This is a genomic window from Methylocystis sp. NC52PC (genome assembly GCF_055698645.1).
The window spans coordinates 1247451-1260140 of sequence record NZ_CP170127.1 but is presented as its reverse complement, the minus strand read 5'-3'; the positions used below and the strand labels follow the sequence as shown (position 1 = coordinate 1260140).

Sequence of the window (12690 nt, the reverse complement as noted above, 5' to 3'; positions counted from 1 at the left end):
GGCTCCTTCAGCCGGTCGCTTCCATATAGGCCCAGTCGAGCCATTGCGTCAGCAGCGCCACATCGGCGGCCTCGACAGTCGCGCCGCACCAGATGCGAAAGCCCGGCGGCGCGTCGCGATAGGCGCCGAAATCATAGCCGGCCGCTTCTCTTTCGATCATCGCGACCATTTGCTTGGCGAGCGCGGCCTTTTCTTCTTCCGTCGCGGCGGCGGCCGAAGGCGAGAAGGCGAGGCAGACGCTGGTGTTGGAGCGGGTCGCCGGGTCTTTGGCGAGGTGGTCGATCCAGGGCGTACGGGCGACCCATTGGTCGACGACGCCGGCGTTGGCGTCGCAGCGGGCCCGCAGCGCGTCGAGACCGCCGATCGACAGGCCCCACCTCAGCGCGTCGAGATAATCCTCGACGGCGAGGAGCGAGGGCGTGTTGATGGTCTCGCCGCTGAAAATCCCCTCGATCAGCCGGCCGTTCTTGGTCAACCTGAAGATTTTCGGCATGGGCCAGGCGGGGGTATGGCTTTCCAGCCGCTCGACGGCGCGCGGCGAGAGAATCAGCACGCCATGCGCCGCCTCGCCGCCCATGACCTTCTGCCAGCTGAAAGTCGCGACATCGAGCTTTGGAAAGTCGAGATCCTGCGCGAAAGCCGCCGACGTCGCGTCGCAGATCGTCAGCCCCTTGCGGTCGGCGGGGATGAAATCGGCGTTGGGGACGCGCACCCCCGAAGTCGTGCCGTTCCAGGCAAAAACGACGTCATTGTCGAAATCAATTTGCGAGAGGTCCGGCAAGTCGCCATAGGGCGCCGTGAAAATGCGGGCGTTCGGCAGCCGCAGCTGCTTGACGACGTCGGCGGCCCACCCGCTCGAGAAGCTCTCCCAGGCGACGACGTCGACGCCGCGGGGGCCGAGCAGCGACCACAGCGCCATTTCCACCGCCCCGGTGTCGGAGGCGGGGACGATGCCGATGCGATGATCGGGCGGAACGCGCAAGAGCTCTCGCGTGAGCTCGATCGCTGATCTGAGCTTTTCCTTGCCCGGTTTGGAGCGATGCGAGCGGCCGAGCGTCGCCCCCGCGACGGCCTGGAGCGACCACCCCGGCCGCTTGGCGCAGGGGCCGGAGGAAAAGCTGGGATTGGCCGGCCGGGAGCCGGGTTCGGGCGTCGCCATGTCTGTCTCGCGCGCGGGAGCGGGAAAACCCTCCCGCGCTACGCTCTCGCCATGGCGCCGTCAAGACGGCGCGCGCCCTCCGACTTAACCGCGGACTGAAAGCTTGCGGTAGGGGTTTTCCAGGCCGGTCAAAAAGATATGGCCGAATTCCGTTTTTTCGAATGTCACCGTCTCCGCCGGCAGGGCGATCGCGACCGACACGACCTTGAGCGGAAAACCCGGCGTGGCCGAAATGCTGTCGAGCTTGATGTCCGTCGCGCCGGCGCCAACCGAGAAATCGGCGACGACGGCGCCGTCGGCGGAAAAGGCGCGCGCCCAGCCGGGCGTTCCGACGGATTTCGCCGGGGTCGGGTTTTCCGCGAAAGAGGGGGCTTTGGCGGCGTCGAAGGCGGGGCTCGCAAACACATATTCGGCGAGAACCGAACTGCGGGTCACCGGATGATCCGGCGACGGCGGCCGACCGACGGAGTAGAGGACAAGCTTGCCGCCGGAAAGCGCCGCGGCGATCTCTTCCTCGGTGGCGCTGGCGTAGGCTTCGGCTAGTCTCATTGCGGGCTCCTTTTCTGCTCGTTTTGTCGGGGTTGCGACAAATCAGGCCCAGTTGGGGCCGTCCGAGGCCGCTTTCCGCAAGCGCCGTGCCGCCTCCGCCGCTGGCGCGATTTTTTCTTCTGGCGCCGGGCTAAGAAAAAGGGAGAAGCGCCATGTCCGGGCCGAAGGACTACAAATATTTTTTGACCTACAGCGGCGTGCGCATGCCGCTGAAGCTCGTCGAGCCGCTGGGACCCGACGAACTGGGAAACCGAAACACCTATTTTCGCGCCACCTATGACGCCGACGGCCGGGTCGCGACCTGCGAGAAACTCGTTTATGGCGAGGTGGAGCTCTCCCACGTCTACGCCTATCGTGACGATGGCACGCTCAGTCACGCGCGCATCGAACTGGGCGACGAGGTCACCGATGTCAATTGCGACGCGCGCGGCGCCCCGATACGCTGCTGATCGCGGTTCGGGAGCTGCTCATGAAACCTGCCCTCGCCATATTGCTCACGCTGCTCGCGGCGGGGCCGGCCGCGGCCGTGCCGCTCCGCAAGGTGATCAGCGACTGCGGCGCGGACGGCAAGGCCTATTGCGAGGGCGTCGGCTATGGCGCGCCGATGCAGGCCTGCCTGTCCCGCAACAAGGCACGGCTCGCGCCCGCGTGCCGGGCGATCATCGAACGGCTGGAGAAGGGCGAGGAGGTGGAGATTCTAGGGTAGGCCGCCCGGCGCGTCAGAGCGCCTCGCCGGGCGCCTTGGCGGTGACGGCCAGCGCGTGCAGGCCCTCTTTCAGCTCCTGGGCGAGCAGGGCGTTGACCATTCGGTGGCGGTCCACGCGACTCTTGCCCTCGAAAGCCGCGCTCACCACCTCGACGCGGAAGTGGCTCTCATTGCCATGGCGCTTGTCGCCGGGGTGTCCGTGACCCGCGTGATGGTGCGATTCGTCGATCACCTTGAGTGAAATTGGCGCGAGCGCCTCGGTGAGTTTTTGCTCTATGCTTGTCGCCACCGGGCCCTTGACCGCGCTCTTACTCCTGTCTGTCATCGTCGCTTCCTCGTCTCCCGGCCCAGCTAAGTCCCGGGCGCCTCTCTTGCAAGATCGGGCGCAGGCCTAAAAATTGGCGCGGTCCGCGCTTGCGGCCGGGCCCGTCGCCATCATAATGGAATGAAATGAACCTCAATTCGCCCCTCTTCGACCGCATCCGGACGCAGCGTGAGCCGCGCCGCGAGGAGAAGCGCGAGGCGACCATCAAATGCGATTCGCCCGGCTGTGCGGCCGAGGGAACCTATCGCGCCCCCATGGGCCGGCTGCGCGAGGGGCAATATTTCTGCTTCTGCCTCGACCACGTGCGCGAGTACAATTCGAACTACAATTATTTCAACGGGATGAACGACGCGGACGTCGCCCGCTACATGAAGGACGCGACCGTAGGCCATCGCCCGACCTGGACGATGGGCACGCGGCGCGGCGCGGCGGGCTTCCGCGAGGACGGAGGGCCGACGGGCGATCCGCTCGGCATGTATCGCGCCCGCCACCACCGACGCGCGCCGGAGAAGCGGGAGCCGCGCTATTCGCCGGTGACCATGCGCGCCTTTTCGGCGCTCGGCCTCGACGACGCCGCCGGCCCCGAGATCGTCCGGGCGCGTTACAAGGAACTGGTCAAAAGGCTCCACCCGGACGCCAATGGCGGGGACCGCTCCCGCGAGGAAAAATTGCGGGAAATCATTCATGCCTATAAGACGCTGAGGGCCGCGCGACTCGCGTAGCGTCCGGGCGTCGCGGATCGCTCGGAGCGCCGCCAGACGGAGGAAGATTTTGGTCGATACAGTCAATGGCTCGGGGCTCGAGAGCACGCCGGACATCAAGGTTTCGGCGCGTCAGGTTTTCGGGATCGACACGGATCTCGTGGTCCCGGCCTTCTCCGAGCGAAACGAACATGCCCCGGACGTCGACCCGGATTATCTCTTCGACCGGCAGACGACGCTCGCCATTCTCGCCGGCTTCGCCAAGAACCGCCGCGTCATGGTGACGGGCTATCACGGCACCGGCAAATCGACGCACATCGAGCAGGTGGCCGCGCGGCTCAACTGGCCGTTCGTGCGCGTCAACCTCGACAGCCACATCTCCCGCATCGACCTCGTCGGCAAGGATGCGATCGTGCTCAAGGACGGCAAGCAGGTCACGGAGTTCCGCGACGGCATCCTGCCCTGGGCCGTGCAGCATAATGTGGCCCTCTGCTTCGACGAATATGACGCCGGCCGGCCCGACGTGATGTTCGTGATTCAGCGCGTGCTGGAAGTCTCGGGGCGTCTGACGTTGCTCGACCAGAATCGGGTCATCCGCCCGCATCCGGCCTTCCGCCTGTTCGCCACCGCCAATACGGTGGGCCTCGGCGACACCTCCGGCCTGTATCACGGCGTGCAGCAGATTAATCAGGCGCAGATGGACCGCTGGTCGATCGTGACGACGCTCAATTATCTGCCGCATGACGCCGAGACCAACATCGTTACCTCGAAGGTCAAGTCCTATGGCGCCACCAAGGAGGGGCGCGACGTGGCCAACAAGATGGTCCGCGTCGCCGATCTGACCCGCAACGCCTTCATGGCCGGAGACCTCTCCACCGTCATGAGCCCGCGCACGGTCATCACCTGGGCCGAGAACGCGGAAATCTTCAACGACGTCGGCTTCGCCTTCCGCCTCACCTTCCTCAACAAATGCGACGAGCTGGAGCGGCCGCTGGTGGCGGAATTCTACCAGCGCTGCTTCGGCAAGGAGTTGCCGGAGAGCGCGGTGAATGTGGTGATGACATAGCGGAGCCTTGTCTATATGCTGCAGGGCATGGCGGACGGACCAGAAAACCTCGTGCTGCAGCAACTGCGCGTGATGCGCGCGGAAATCGCCGATTCGCACGCGCAACTCAGAAGCGAGATGAACGCTCTGCGCGACGAGATGAAAAGCGACATGCATTCGCTGCGCGCCGACGTCGCCTCGGACCTTCTGGCCATGCAGGCGAAGAACGAGGCGGAGCACAAGGCGACGCGCGAACAGGTCGCCGGGTTGCGGCGCGCGGTGGTGGAATATCGCTCGGCCGTGCTCGGCCACGGCGCGCTGATTTAGCGATCTCGAAGGCCGCGTGCGGCGGCTGGAGCAGAAAGTCGGGGTTTCCGACGCATAAGGTCGGACCCTGCGCTTTACAGAGCGCCGCGCGCAGCCTAATTTCCGCGCACTTCAACGGGGGCGCCCGCTTCCGGTTTCAATTGAAAGAACAAGTCCCATGCGCGCCGAGCCGCTTGCGCTCAAAGAACAGATCGAGCAGTCCATGGGACTGCTGAGGAGGCATCTTTGACGTCGAGACCGCAACCCGCCGTCTCGCCGAACTGAACGTCAAGGCCGAAGACCCGAATTTCTGGAACGATCCCGAAGAAGCGCAAAAGCTGATGCGCGAACGCACCCAGCTCGAGGAGCAGATGGGGGCGCTCGACAAGCTCACGCGCGATCTCGAGGACGCGCTCACCCTCGTCGAACTGGGCGAGGAGGCGGGCGACGCCGCCACCGAAAAGGAGGGCGTCGACGCCCTCAAGGCCGTGCTCAAGGAGGCGCAGCTTCGCCAGGTCGAGGCGCTGTTCTCGGGCGAGGCCGACGGGAACGACACCTTCATCGAAATCCACTCCGGCGCCGGCGGCACCGAAAGCCAGGACTGGGCGCGCATGCTGTTTCGCATGTACGCCCGCTGGGCCGAGCGCAAGAAATTCAAGGTCGAGGTGATCGAGGAGACGGCGGGCGAAGAGGCTGGCATCAAGTCGGGCACGCTGCTGGTCAAGGGCCACAACGCCCATGGCTGGGCGAAGACCGAATCGGGCGTGCACCGGCTCGTGCGCATCTCGCCGTTCGACTCAAACGCCAGGCGGCATACGAGCTTTGCGTCGGTCTGGGTCTTTCCGGTGGTCGACGATCGCATCGAAATCAACGTCAATGAATCCGATTGCCGTATAGACACGTATAGATCGTCTGGCGCGGGCGGTCAGCACGTCAATACGACGGACTCGGCGATCCGCATCACGCATCTCCCGACCGGCATTGTCGTCGCCTGTCAGGCCGAGCGTTCGCAGCACAAGAACCGCGCCACGGCCTGGAACATGCTGCGCGCGCGGCTCTACGAGCTGGAGATCGAAAAGCGCGAGGCGGAGGCCAACAAGGTCGCCGCCAGCAAGACCGACATCGGCTGGGGCCACCAGATCCGCTCCTATGTGCTGCAGCCCTATCAGCTGGTGAAGGATCTGCGCACCGGCGTGACGTCCGGCACGCCCGCGGAGGTGCTCGACGGCGATCTCGACGACTTCATGCAGGCCTCGCTCGCCCAGCGCATCTACGGCGGCGGCCCGGAGTCGGTCGAAGACGTGGAGTAAGGGCTCCCGTCAGGACGTCCAGCTTTCGAGCGAGAGGCCGGGAAGATCGGCGAAATCCTCCGGCGCGAGGGTCGCGAGCGTGCGGTCCTCGGCGATGGCTTGCGCGGCGGTCAGGCGGTCGAGCATGCGCCGCCGTTTGGGCTCGATCTCCCGCAGCAGCGCGCCATAGGCCTCCGCCGCCCTGCGATCGAACGGCAAGATGTCGAGGTTCTGGGCGATCAGGTCGAGATTTTCCGCAAGACGCGCATTTTTGCCGGCCGCCGCCGCGGCGCCGAGCAACTCGGCGTAGACGAGGGCGGGGATCGCCACCTCGCCGATCGGAAGCCGCGCGAGCCGCGCCAGCGTCGCCGCCTCGCCGCTCGCCGCCGCGAAGAGCGTCGTGGCGTCGAGCAGGTAGCGCGCCATCAGTCGGCCTCCGGCCAGTTCCGCTTCGGCGGCTTGAACGCCGGCCGGTCCAGCGGTCCCGGCGCGGGCCCGCGTCCCAGCCGCGCGACCAGCGTCGACATGTCGAGGCGGGCAGGGGAGACGAGAAGGCTCTCGCCCTGGCGCGTCACCACGACCTCGGCGCCCTCGGGCGGCGCGATGTCCCGCGGCAGGCGCACCGCGAGACTGTTGCCGGATCGAAAGACCTTTGTCGTCGCCATGGCGGGAGAGTCCCACCCGCCGCTTGGCTTGTCAATACTCGTATCTACTGAAGAACGCCGCCGAGCGCCGAGGCGGCTCTCAGGAAGCGCGCCGGATCCACCGCCTCGCCGTCCAGGCGCACCTCATAGTGCAGATGCGGCCCGGTGGAGCGCCCGGTCGAGCCCACCCTGCCGACGCCGGCGCCGGGCGACACCTGCTGGCCGGGCGTGACGCTGATGACCGAGAGATGGCCGTAGCGGGTCGACATGCCGCCGCCATGGTCGATCTCGACCAGATTGCCATAGCCCCCCTGCGGCCCGGCGACCGTGACGACGCCCGCGGCCGTGGCTCTGACCTGCGCGCCTTCCTCCTCGCGCAGATCGACCCCGCTGTGCAGCGCGAGCCTCCCGAAGAAAGGGTCGGTGCGATAGCCGAAGGCGGAGGTGAGCTGCAACGGGCCGGCGAGCGGCTTGCGCAGCGGGGCGAGGGGAAGCGCGCGGCGCAATCCGTCGAGCGTCGCGACGGCCGTTTGGGCGGCGGCGAGATGGCGTTCGAACAGCCCGTCGGCCTCCGCTGCGGGTGCGGCGACGAAGGGGCCGCCAACGGCGGTCGCTTCCCTGCGCCGCGGCTTGCCGCCGTCCCGCGCGCCCGTCCCGCCGATCAGCCGCTCCACCGGGACGCCGGCCATGTCGAAGGCTTCGCGCAGCCGTGAGGCCTCTTCCATCGCCGGCCGCAGAATGCCGGACAGCCGGCGCGTCTGTTCGCGCTCGACGCGGTCGAGCGACAAGGCGAGGCGTTCCAGCCGCACAGGCAACGGCGCGCCGGGATCGCGCGCCTCGGCCATAGACGCGTCCGGCGCGGCGAACGACACGTCGACGGGCGTGACGCGCTCGCGCTTCGGCGTCGCCGGCGGGGGCGGCAGCGGAACCGGCTTCGGCTCGTCGCCAAGCCTCAGTTCGAGCCCCTCCGGCTCTGGCTTGGCCGGCTCGGCGGCTTTCGCCGGCGCCTGCACGGCATGGGGACCGGCGTCTACGGTCCCCGCGAGGGCGGCCGGCCCTTTGGCCGCGCGCCCCTCGGCGCGACCGGTCGGGGCGATCATGGTCACGCCCGCGTCTCGGGCGAGGGCGCCCTCGACGAGGCGCGCGACAACGGCGGCGCGCGTTTCGAGCTGCGCCTGACGCAGGACGAGGCTCTGCACCTTCCCCTCGACTCCGTCCTGATCGATGATTTGCCGGCTCGCCAGCTGATCGAGGCGCAGGCGCAACGCGGCGATGCGGTCTTCGTAAGCATATTGCATGCGCGTCTGACGCTCGATCAGGCCGGCGAGAAGCCTGTCGTGAAACATCAGATAGCCGGCGGCGCCGAGCACCGCCGCGGCGAACAGAAGGACGAGTCCGCCGCCGGCGGCGCAGAGCCCCGGCGAGAGACGATAGCGGCGGCGGCGATGGCCGCGCGAGACTTCGAGAATAATGTCGCCCGACGCGTCGACGAAACGGTGCTGCTCGCGATAACCCATGATCCTACCCGCGGAGCCCTGGCTCCCTCAGTCCGACGGGACGTTCGCGCCGCTCGATCGCCCCTCACTCCAAGCGCAATAAGAAAACCATTAGGGTTAATGCTTCGACAAAAAGCCGAGCTTCTGCTCAAGGCGTGTGCAAGGCGTAGACAGTCGCGGCCCTGGCGCTTATGGTTTCTGGAGCCAATGGTTTTGAAGATATGCTGCGCCTTCTGACCCGTTTTCTCGGTCTGCTGCTGCTGGCGGGGGGGTTCATCGCCCTCATCGTCGACGGCACCCGCTCGATCGCCGGCGGCCAGTTGCTGGTCACCACGCTGCGCAAGGGGCTCGCCGAGGCCGTGCCCGCGCTTTATCGCTCGGTCGAAACGAGTCTCGCCGGGAAATCCGCTTTCCTGTGGGATTCGGTCATGTCGACGGCGATGCTGCTGCCGGTCAGCGTCACCCTCGGCGGCGTCGGCGCGCTGCTCATTGTCTTCAGCCACAAGCAGGAAGCCGCCAATCGCTATTGGCGCCGCTGAAACCGCGCTTATCTCTTCGGGCATGGCTCTTTTCGACAAGCTCGACCTCGCCCGCCGACTCGCTCCCCTGCCGGACCGCGAGACGCCTGTTCCACATGGCGCCCGGCATTTTGTGAACGGCCATCCGCTCGACCCGCCGTTTCCGGTCGGGACGCAGGAGGCGTTGTTCGGCCTGGGCTGCTTCTGGGGGGCCGAGCGCAAATTCTGGCAGGCGGGGGAGGCCGTCTACGTCACGGCGGTCGGCTATGCCGGCGGGACGACGAAAAACCCCACCTATGAGGACGTCTGTTCCGGACGCACCGGTCACGCCGAGGTCGTGCGCGTCGTCTATTTCCCAACGGCGATCTCGTTCGAGCAGCTTCTGAAGCTTTTTTGGGAAAGTCACGATCCGACCCAGGGGATGCGGCAGGGCAATGACGTCGGGACGCAATACCGCTCGGCGATTTACGTCTCGAACCCCGAGCAGCTGGCGGCCGCCGAGGCCTCACGGGCGGAGTACCAACGCGTATTGACGGGGGCCGGCTACGGCGCGATCACAACCGAGATCAAACAGGCGCCGCCCTTCTATTACGCCGAAGCCTACCATCAGCAATATCTCGCCAAAAATCCCGGCGGCTATTGCGGGCTCGGCGGCACCGGCGTGTCCTGCCCGGTCGGAGCCGGGGGAGCCTGACGCGGGGTCACTGCGCCTTCAGCACCGCCCGACAGGCGTCCGGCAGCGCGGCCATGGTCATCGGCGGCCAGGACTTGCCCGACTTCTTGGGGTGCAACGCCTCGTCGGTGAACCACCAGGCGAGCGACTGGTCGCAGCCGTCGCCGGTGGGCGTCGCGTCCTGGTCCTTGCAGCTCGACCCGTCGGGGCAAAACAGTCGCACGTGGAAATGGTAATTGTGCCCCCACATGGGTCGCACCTTGCGCATCCAGGATTCGCCCTCGGCGGCGCGGCACAAGGCCCGCTTGATCGCCGGATTGACGAAGATCCGCTGCACCCTGGGCTCCAGGGCGGCGGCGCGGATCACGGCGAAATGCCCTTCGCTCCACACGTCCGGCCGGATGTCGAGCAGGTCCTCGCGCACGACGTCCGTCGCCGACATTTCCTCGCGCTCGGCGCGCGTCAGCTCGCGTTGCGGCATGGGCGTGAGCCAGATGTCCGCGTCCAGCCCGATCTGATGCGAGGCGTGGCCCGTGAGCATGGGGCCGCCGCGCGGCTGCGACATGTCGCCGATCAGGAGACCCGGCCAGCCGGAGGCCTGCGCCGCCTTGGCCGAGAAACGCTCGAGAAAATTGACAAGGACCGGATGGCCCCAGTTGCGGTTGCGCGACAAGCGCATGACCTGCCAGTGCGGTCCGTTGAACGGCAGCTGCTCGCCGCCCGCGAGACAGCCGCGCGAATAGAAGCCGATGGGATTGGGGTCGAGCGGCGCGCCGTCCTGCGCGCGTCCGAACAGCTCCTTGGCCGGCGTCCCGGGGTCGGAGGGATGCGCGAGCGGCGGCAAAGGCTTGGGATCGAGCGTGCCTTTTTCCTGGGCGAGCGCCGCAGCGGCGAAAATCCCCATCGCCGCTAGAAAGATCGCGAGTGTCGATGCGCGCATGGTGATCGTGCCGTTGAGCCTGTTGCTAGACGTCCGCAGGCGACGCCATCGTCCAGCGTCAACCCTAACGTTTCATTTATATTGCCGGCTGCGCGCGGGGGCGCCACAATCTCGGCAATAAGTATTGTGTCGGAGCGTCTCTCATGCGTTTCAAACTTGTCTTTTTCGTGCTGGCCGCGCTCTTCGCCTCGCTCGGCGTCGCCCACGCCACCGCCAATATTCACATCGATCTTTCGACCCAGACCATGCGCGTCGAGTCCGGCGCGGGCAGCTATGTCTGGCCGGTCTCGACCGCCCGCGCCGGCTATTACACGCCGCGCGGCTCCTATGCCCCGACCGGCATGCAGCTCATGCCTTATTCACGAAAATACCACATGTCGCCAATGCCTTACTCGATCTTTTTCCGAGGCGGCTACGCCATTCACGGCACCTATGCCACGGGCGCTCTCGGCCGGCCGGCGTCGCATGGCTGCGTCCGCCTTTCGCCGGGGAACGCGAAGCGCCTCTATGAGATCGTGCAGGCCGAGGGCGGCAGCATTTCGATCACCGGCGCGCCGCCGGCGCGCGCCACCCGCTACGCCAAGACGCAGCGTCCCAACGCCGCCCGCTACGCCAGCCTGCGTCACGGCCATGGCCATGCCCTCGCCTATGCGCCGCTTCGCCATCTCCCGCGCGGGACCGTGCGCGGCTGGCAGGCGCATCCCATGCTGCCGTTCTACTGAAAGCGGCCCGAAGCGTAAGCTTGTCTTAACCTTGACTGCCCAGAGTAAGGCTGGAGCGTAGCCATTGTGGCTCCGCGGGGAACAGCGGCCTTCGCGTCATTCGCGAGGCCCTCAGGGCCAGCATGGGCGACATCATCGAGACGATCATCATCGGCGCGGGCCCGGCGGGCCTCACCGCGGCCTACACTTTGGCGAAGCAGGGGCGCGGCGCGCTCGTGCTGGAGCAGGACCCGGTCTATGTCGGCGGCATCTCCCGCACGGCGAGCTACAAGGGCTTTCTGTTCGACATCGGCGGCCATCGCTTCTTTTCGAAGTCGAAGGAGATCGTCGATCTCTGGAACGAAATCCTGCCGGATGATTTTCTCGAAAGGCCGCGTCTCTCGCGCATCTACTACCGGGGCAAGTTTTACGCCTATCCGCTGAAAGCCTTCGAGGCGCTCAAAAATCTCGGCCTCGTCGAGAGCGCCCTCTGCATGGCCTCCTTCGCCTATGCGAAAGCCTTTCCCGTCAAATCGCCGCGCACTTTCCACGCGTGGGTGCGCAATCAGTTCGGCGAGCGGCTCTTCGGCATTTTCTTCAAGACCTACACGGAAAAAGTGTGGGGCATGGGCTGCGACGAGATTTCCGCCGATTGGGCGGCGCAGCGCATCAAGGGCCTCTCGCTCGGCGCGGCGATCGCCGACGGCCTGCGCCGCTCGCTCGGCCTGCGCCGGGGCGGGGAGCCAGGCGCGAAGACCCTGATCGAATCCTTCCGCTATCCGCGCCGCGGTCCCGGCATGATGTGGGACGCCTGCGCCCGCAAGATGCAGGACATGGGCGGCCGGCTGTTGATGGGGCGCCGCGTCGAGTCGCTCGCCTATGACGAGAGCGCGAAGCTCTGGACGGTGAGCGCGACGGACAGCAGTGGCGCGGTCGAGGTTTTCCACGCCCGCCACGTGATGTCTTCGGCGCCGCTGCGCGATCTCGTGAACGCGATCACCCCGACGCCCTTGAGCCTCTTCAACGCGCGCGCGCTCGCCTATCGCGACTTTCTCACTGTGGTGCTGATCGGCCGGCCGCAGCAGGAGTTGCCCGACAACTGGATCTACATTCACGATCCTTCGGTGAAGGTTGGGCGCGTGCAGAATTTTCGCAGCTGGTCGCCGGAGATGATCCCCGACGGGGTCTCCACCTGCCTCGGCCTCGAATATTTTTGCTTCGAGGGCGACGGCCTCTGGTCGGCGCGCGACGAAGACCTGATTGACCTAGCCAAGCGCGAGATCGGGCAGATCGGCTTGATGGCGCCCGACGACGTGACCGACGCCTGCGTCGTGCGCCAGGCGAAGGCCTATCCCGTCTATGACGAGGCTTACGCGCAAAACGTCGAGGCCATTCGCCGCGAGATCGCGACGCGCTTTCCCACGCTGCATCCGATCGGGCGCAATGGGATGCACAAATACAATAATCAGGACCACGCGATGATGACCGGCATGCTCGCCGCGCTCAACGTCGTCCGCGACGAAGAGCTTTTCGACGTCTGGCAGGTCAACGAGGACGCCGAATATTCCGAGGCCGGCGTCTCGGGGGCGGAGGAAGCGCTGTCGAGCGAGCGCCTGGTTCCGCGCAGGGTGGCGTGAC

17 protein-coding genes are annotated in these 12690 nt (G+C 66.6%); 10 read left to right on the top strand and 7 right to left on the bottom strand.

Going from position 1 to position 12690, the window contains the following annotated elements; all coding sequences use genetic code 11:
• Window positions 1-7 precede the first annotated feature (7 nt).
• Window positions 8-1159, bottom strand: a complete 1152-nt coding sequence (locus ACETII_RS07990) for a phosphoserine transaminase (RefSeq protein ID WP_472787699.1) — start codon at window positions 1157-1159, stop codon at window positions 8-10.
• A gap of 84 nt (window positions 1160-1243) precedes the next feature.
• Window positions 1244-1708: a hypothetical protein gene (locus ACETII_RS07985; RefSeq protein WP_472787698.1), complete on the bottom strand. Its 465-nt coding sequence runs from the start codon at window positions 1706-1708 to the stop codon at window positions 1244-1246.
• Between the two features lie 152 nt (window positions 1709-1860).
• On the opposite strand from ACETII_RS07985, the gene ACETII_RS07980 reads away from it, so the two are divergent.
• Both ACETII_RS07980 and ACETII_RS07975 read left to right on the top strand, forming a co-directional pair.
• Entirely contained in the window at window positions 1861-2157 is a 297-nt protein-coding gene (locus ACETII_RS07980) for a DUF6156 family protein (RefSeq protein WP_472787697.1), read from the top strand.
• 20 nt (window positions 2158-2177) lie between these two features.
• Entirely contained in the window at window positions 2178-2414 is a 237-nt protein-coding gene (locus ACETII_RS07975; protein WP_472787696.1) for a hypothetical protein, read from the top strand.
• A 13-nt stretch (window positions 2415-2427) separates the two neighbouring features.
• On the opposite strand, the gene ACETII_RS07970 is transcribed toward ACETII_RS07975, so the two are convergent.
• Window positions 2428-2739, bottom strand: coding sequence for a BolA family protein (locus tag ACETII_RS07970; protein WP_472787695.1), 312 nt, complete (start codon window positions 2737-2739; stop codon window positions 2428-2430).
• A 125-nt stretch (window positions 2740-2864) separates the two neighbouring features.
• On the opposite strand from ACETII_RS07970, the gene ACETII_RS07965 reads away from it, so the two are divergent.
• From ACETII_RS07965 to prfB, 4 genes are all read left to right on the top strand, one after another.
• The gene (locus ACETII_RS07965) at window positions 2865-3461 is read left to right on the top strand and encodes a J domain-containing protein (RefSeq protein ID WP_363350380.1); all 597 of its coding nucleotides are present in this window, start codon (window positions 2865-2867) and stop codon (window positions 3459-3461) included.
• Window positions 3462-3507: 46 nt separating this feature from the next.
• Window positions 3508-4506, top strand: a complete 999-nt coding sequence (gene cobS, locus ACETII_RS07960) for a cobaltochelatase subunit CobS (RefSeq protein WP_472788137.1) — start codon at window positions 3508-3510, stop codon at window positions 4504-4506.
• A gap of 15 nt (window positions 4507-4521) precedes the next feature.
• Entirely contained in the window at window positions 4522-4812 is a 291-nt protein-coding gene (locus ACETII_RS07955) for a hypothetical protein (RefSeq protein WP_363350377.1), read from the top strand.
• A 157-nt stretch (window positions 4813-4969) separates the two neighbouring features.
• Window positions 4970-6101 (top strand): peptide chain release factor 2 gene (prfB, locus tag ACETII_RS07950; RefSeq protein ID WP_363350376.1). Its coding sequence is split into 2 segments (ribosomal slippage): window positions 4970-5038 and window positions 5040-6101, totalling 1131 coding nucleotides; the frame shifts between segments, so codons are not numbered across the junction.
• A 9-nt stretch (window positions 6102-6110) separates the two neighbouring features.
• Here prfB and ACETII_RS07945 read toward each other — a convergent pair.
• From ACETII_RS07945 to ACETII_RS07935, 3 genes are read right to left on the bottom strand one after another with little or no spacing between them, the layout of a single operon-like run.
• Complete coding sequence (locus ACETII_RS07945; RefSeq protein WP_472787694.1) at window positions 6111-6506, bottom strand: PIN domain-containing protein; 396 nt, start codon at window positions 6504-6506, stop codon at window positions 6111-6113.
• Entirely contained in the window at window positions 6506-6745 is a 240-nt protein-coding gene (locus ACETII_RS07940) for an antitoxin (protein ID WP_363350373.1), read from the bottom strand. Before ACETII_RS07940 ends, ACETII_RS07945 begins: the two co-directional genes overlap by 1 nt.
• A 44-nt stretch (window positions 6746-6789) precedes the next feature.
• The gene (locus ACETII_RS07935; protein ID WP_472787693.1) at window positions 6790-8241 is read right to left on the bottom strand and encodes a M23 family metallopeptidase; all 1452 of its coding nucleotides are present in this window, start codon (window positions 8239-8241) and stop codon (window positions 6790-6792) included.
• A 200-nt stretch (window positions 8242-8441) separates the two neighbouring features.
• Here ACETII_RS07935 and ACETII_RS07930 point away from each other — a divergent pair, with 200 nt between their 5' ends.
• Together ACETII_RS07930 and msrA are read left to right on the top strand one after the other, a co-directional pair.
• Complete coding sequence (locus ACETII_RS07930; RefSeq protein ID WP_363350371.1) at window positions 8442-8759, top strand: hypothetical protein; 318 nt, start codon at window positions 8442-8444, stop codon at window positions 8757-8759.
• 22 nt (window positions 8760-8781) lie between these two features.
• Window positions 8782-9432 (top strand): peptide-methionine (S)-S-oxide reductase MsrA, encoded by a 651-nt coding sequence (gene msrA / locus ACETII_RS07925; RefSeq protein WP_363350370.1) that lies wholly within the window; start codon window positions 8782-8784, stop codon window positions 9430-9432.
• A 7-nt stretch (window positions 9433-9439) separates the two neighbouring features.
• On the opposite strand, the gene mepA is transcribed toward msrA, so the two are convergent.
• Entirely contained in the window at window positions 9440-10351 is a 912-nt protein-coding gene (gene mepA, locus ACETII_RS07920; RefSeq protein WP_363350369.1) for a penicillin-insensitive murein endopeptidase, read from the bottom strand.
• Between the two features lie 143 nt (window positions 10352-10494).
• Between mepA and ACETII_RS07915 the strand changes: the two genes are divergently transcribed.
• Window positions 10495-11073, top strand: a complete 579-nt coding sequence (locus ACETII_RS07915) for a L,D-transpeptidase (RefSeq protein ID WP_472787692.1) — start codon at window positions 10495-10497, stop codon at window positions 11071-11073.
• Between the two features lie 122 nt (window positions 11074-11195).
• Window positions 11196-12689, top strand: a complete 1494-nt coding sequence (locus tag ACETII_RS07910) for an NAD(P)/FAD-dependent oxidoreductase (RefSeq protein WP_472787691.1) — start codon at window positions 11196-11198, stop codon at window positions 12687-12689.
• Window position 12690 lies beyond the last annotated feature (1 nt).

What these genes read in the sequence shown, in the direction of transcription:
- ACETII_RS07985 (WP_472787698.1), bottom strand. Translation starts at nt 1,708, where the DNA reads ATGAGACTAGCCGAAGCCTACGCCAGCGCCACCGAGGAAGAGATCGCC.
- ACETII_RS07910 (WP_472787691.1), top strand. Translation starts at nt 11,196, where the DNA reads ATGGGCGACATCATCGAGACGATCATCATCGGCGCGGGCCCGGCGGGC.
- ACETII_RS07930 (WP_363350371.1), top strand. Translation starts at nt 8,442, where the DNA reads ATGCTGCGCCTTCTGACCCGTTTTCTCGGTCTGCTGCTGCTGGCGGGG.
- ACETII_RS07940 (WP_363350373.1), bottom strand. Translation starts at nt 6,745, where the DNA reads ATGGCGACGACAAAGGTCTTTCGATCCGGCAACAGTCTCGCGGTGCGC.
- mepA (WP_363350369.1), bottom strand. Translation starts at nt 10,351, where the DNA reads ATGCGCGCATCGACACTCGCGATCTTTCTAGCGGCGATGGGGATTTTC.
- ACETII_RS07935 (WP_472787693.1), bottom strand. Translation starts at nt 8,241, where the DNA reads ATGGGTTATCGCGAGCAGCACCGTTTCGTCGACGCGTCGGGCGACATT.
- ACETII_RS07915 (WP_472787692.1), top strand. Translation starts at nt 10,495, where the DNA reads ATGCGTTTCAAACTTGTCTTTTTCGTGCTGGCCGCGCTCTTCGCCTCG.
- ACETII_RS07970 (WP_472787695.1), bottom strand. Translation starts at nt 2,739, where the DNA reads ATGACAGACAGGAGTAAGAGCGCGGTCAAGGGCCCGGTGGCGACAAGC.
- ACETII_RS07990 (WP_472787699.1), bottom strand. Translation starts at nt 1,159, where the DNA reads ATGGCGACGCCCGAACCCGGCTCCCGGCCGGCCAATCCCAGCTTTTCC.
- ACETII_RS07965 (WP_363350380.1), top strand. Translation starts at nt 2,865, where the DNA reads ATGAACCTCAATTCGCCCCTCTTCGACCGCATCCGGACGCAGCGTGAG.
- ACETII_RS07980 (WP_472787697.1), top strand. Translation starts at nt 1,861, where the DNA reads ATGTCCGGGCCGAAGGACTACAAATATTTTTTGACCTACAGCGGCGTG.
- ACETII_RS07975 (WP_472787696.1), top strand. Translation starts at nt 2,178, where the DNA reads ATGAAACCTGCCCTCGCCATATTGCTCACGCTGCTCGCGGCGGGGCCG.
- ACETII_RS07945 (WP_472787694.1), bottom strand. Translation starts at nt 6,506, where the DNA reads ATGGCGCGCTACCTGCTCGACGCCACGACGCTCTTCGCGGCGGCGAGC.
- msrA (WP_363350370.1), top strand. Translation starts at nt 8,782, where the DNA reads ATGGCTCTTTTCGACAAGCTCGACCTCGCCCGCCGACTCGCTCCCCTG.
- ACETII_RS07955 (WP_363350377.1), top strand. Translation starts at nt 4,522, where the DNA reads ATGCTGCAGGGCATGGCGGACGGACCAGAAAACCTCGTGCTGCAGCAA.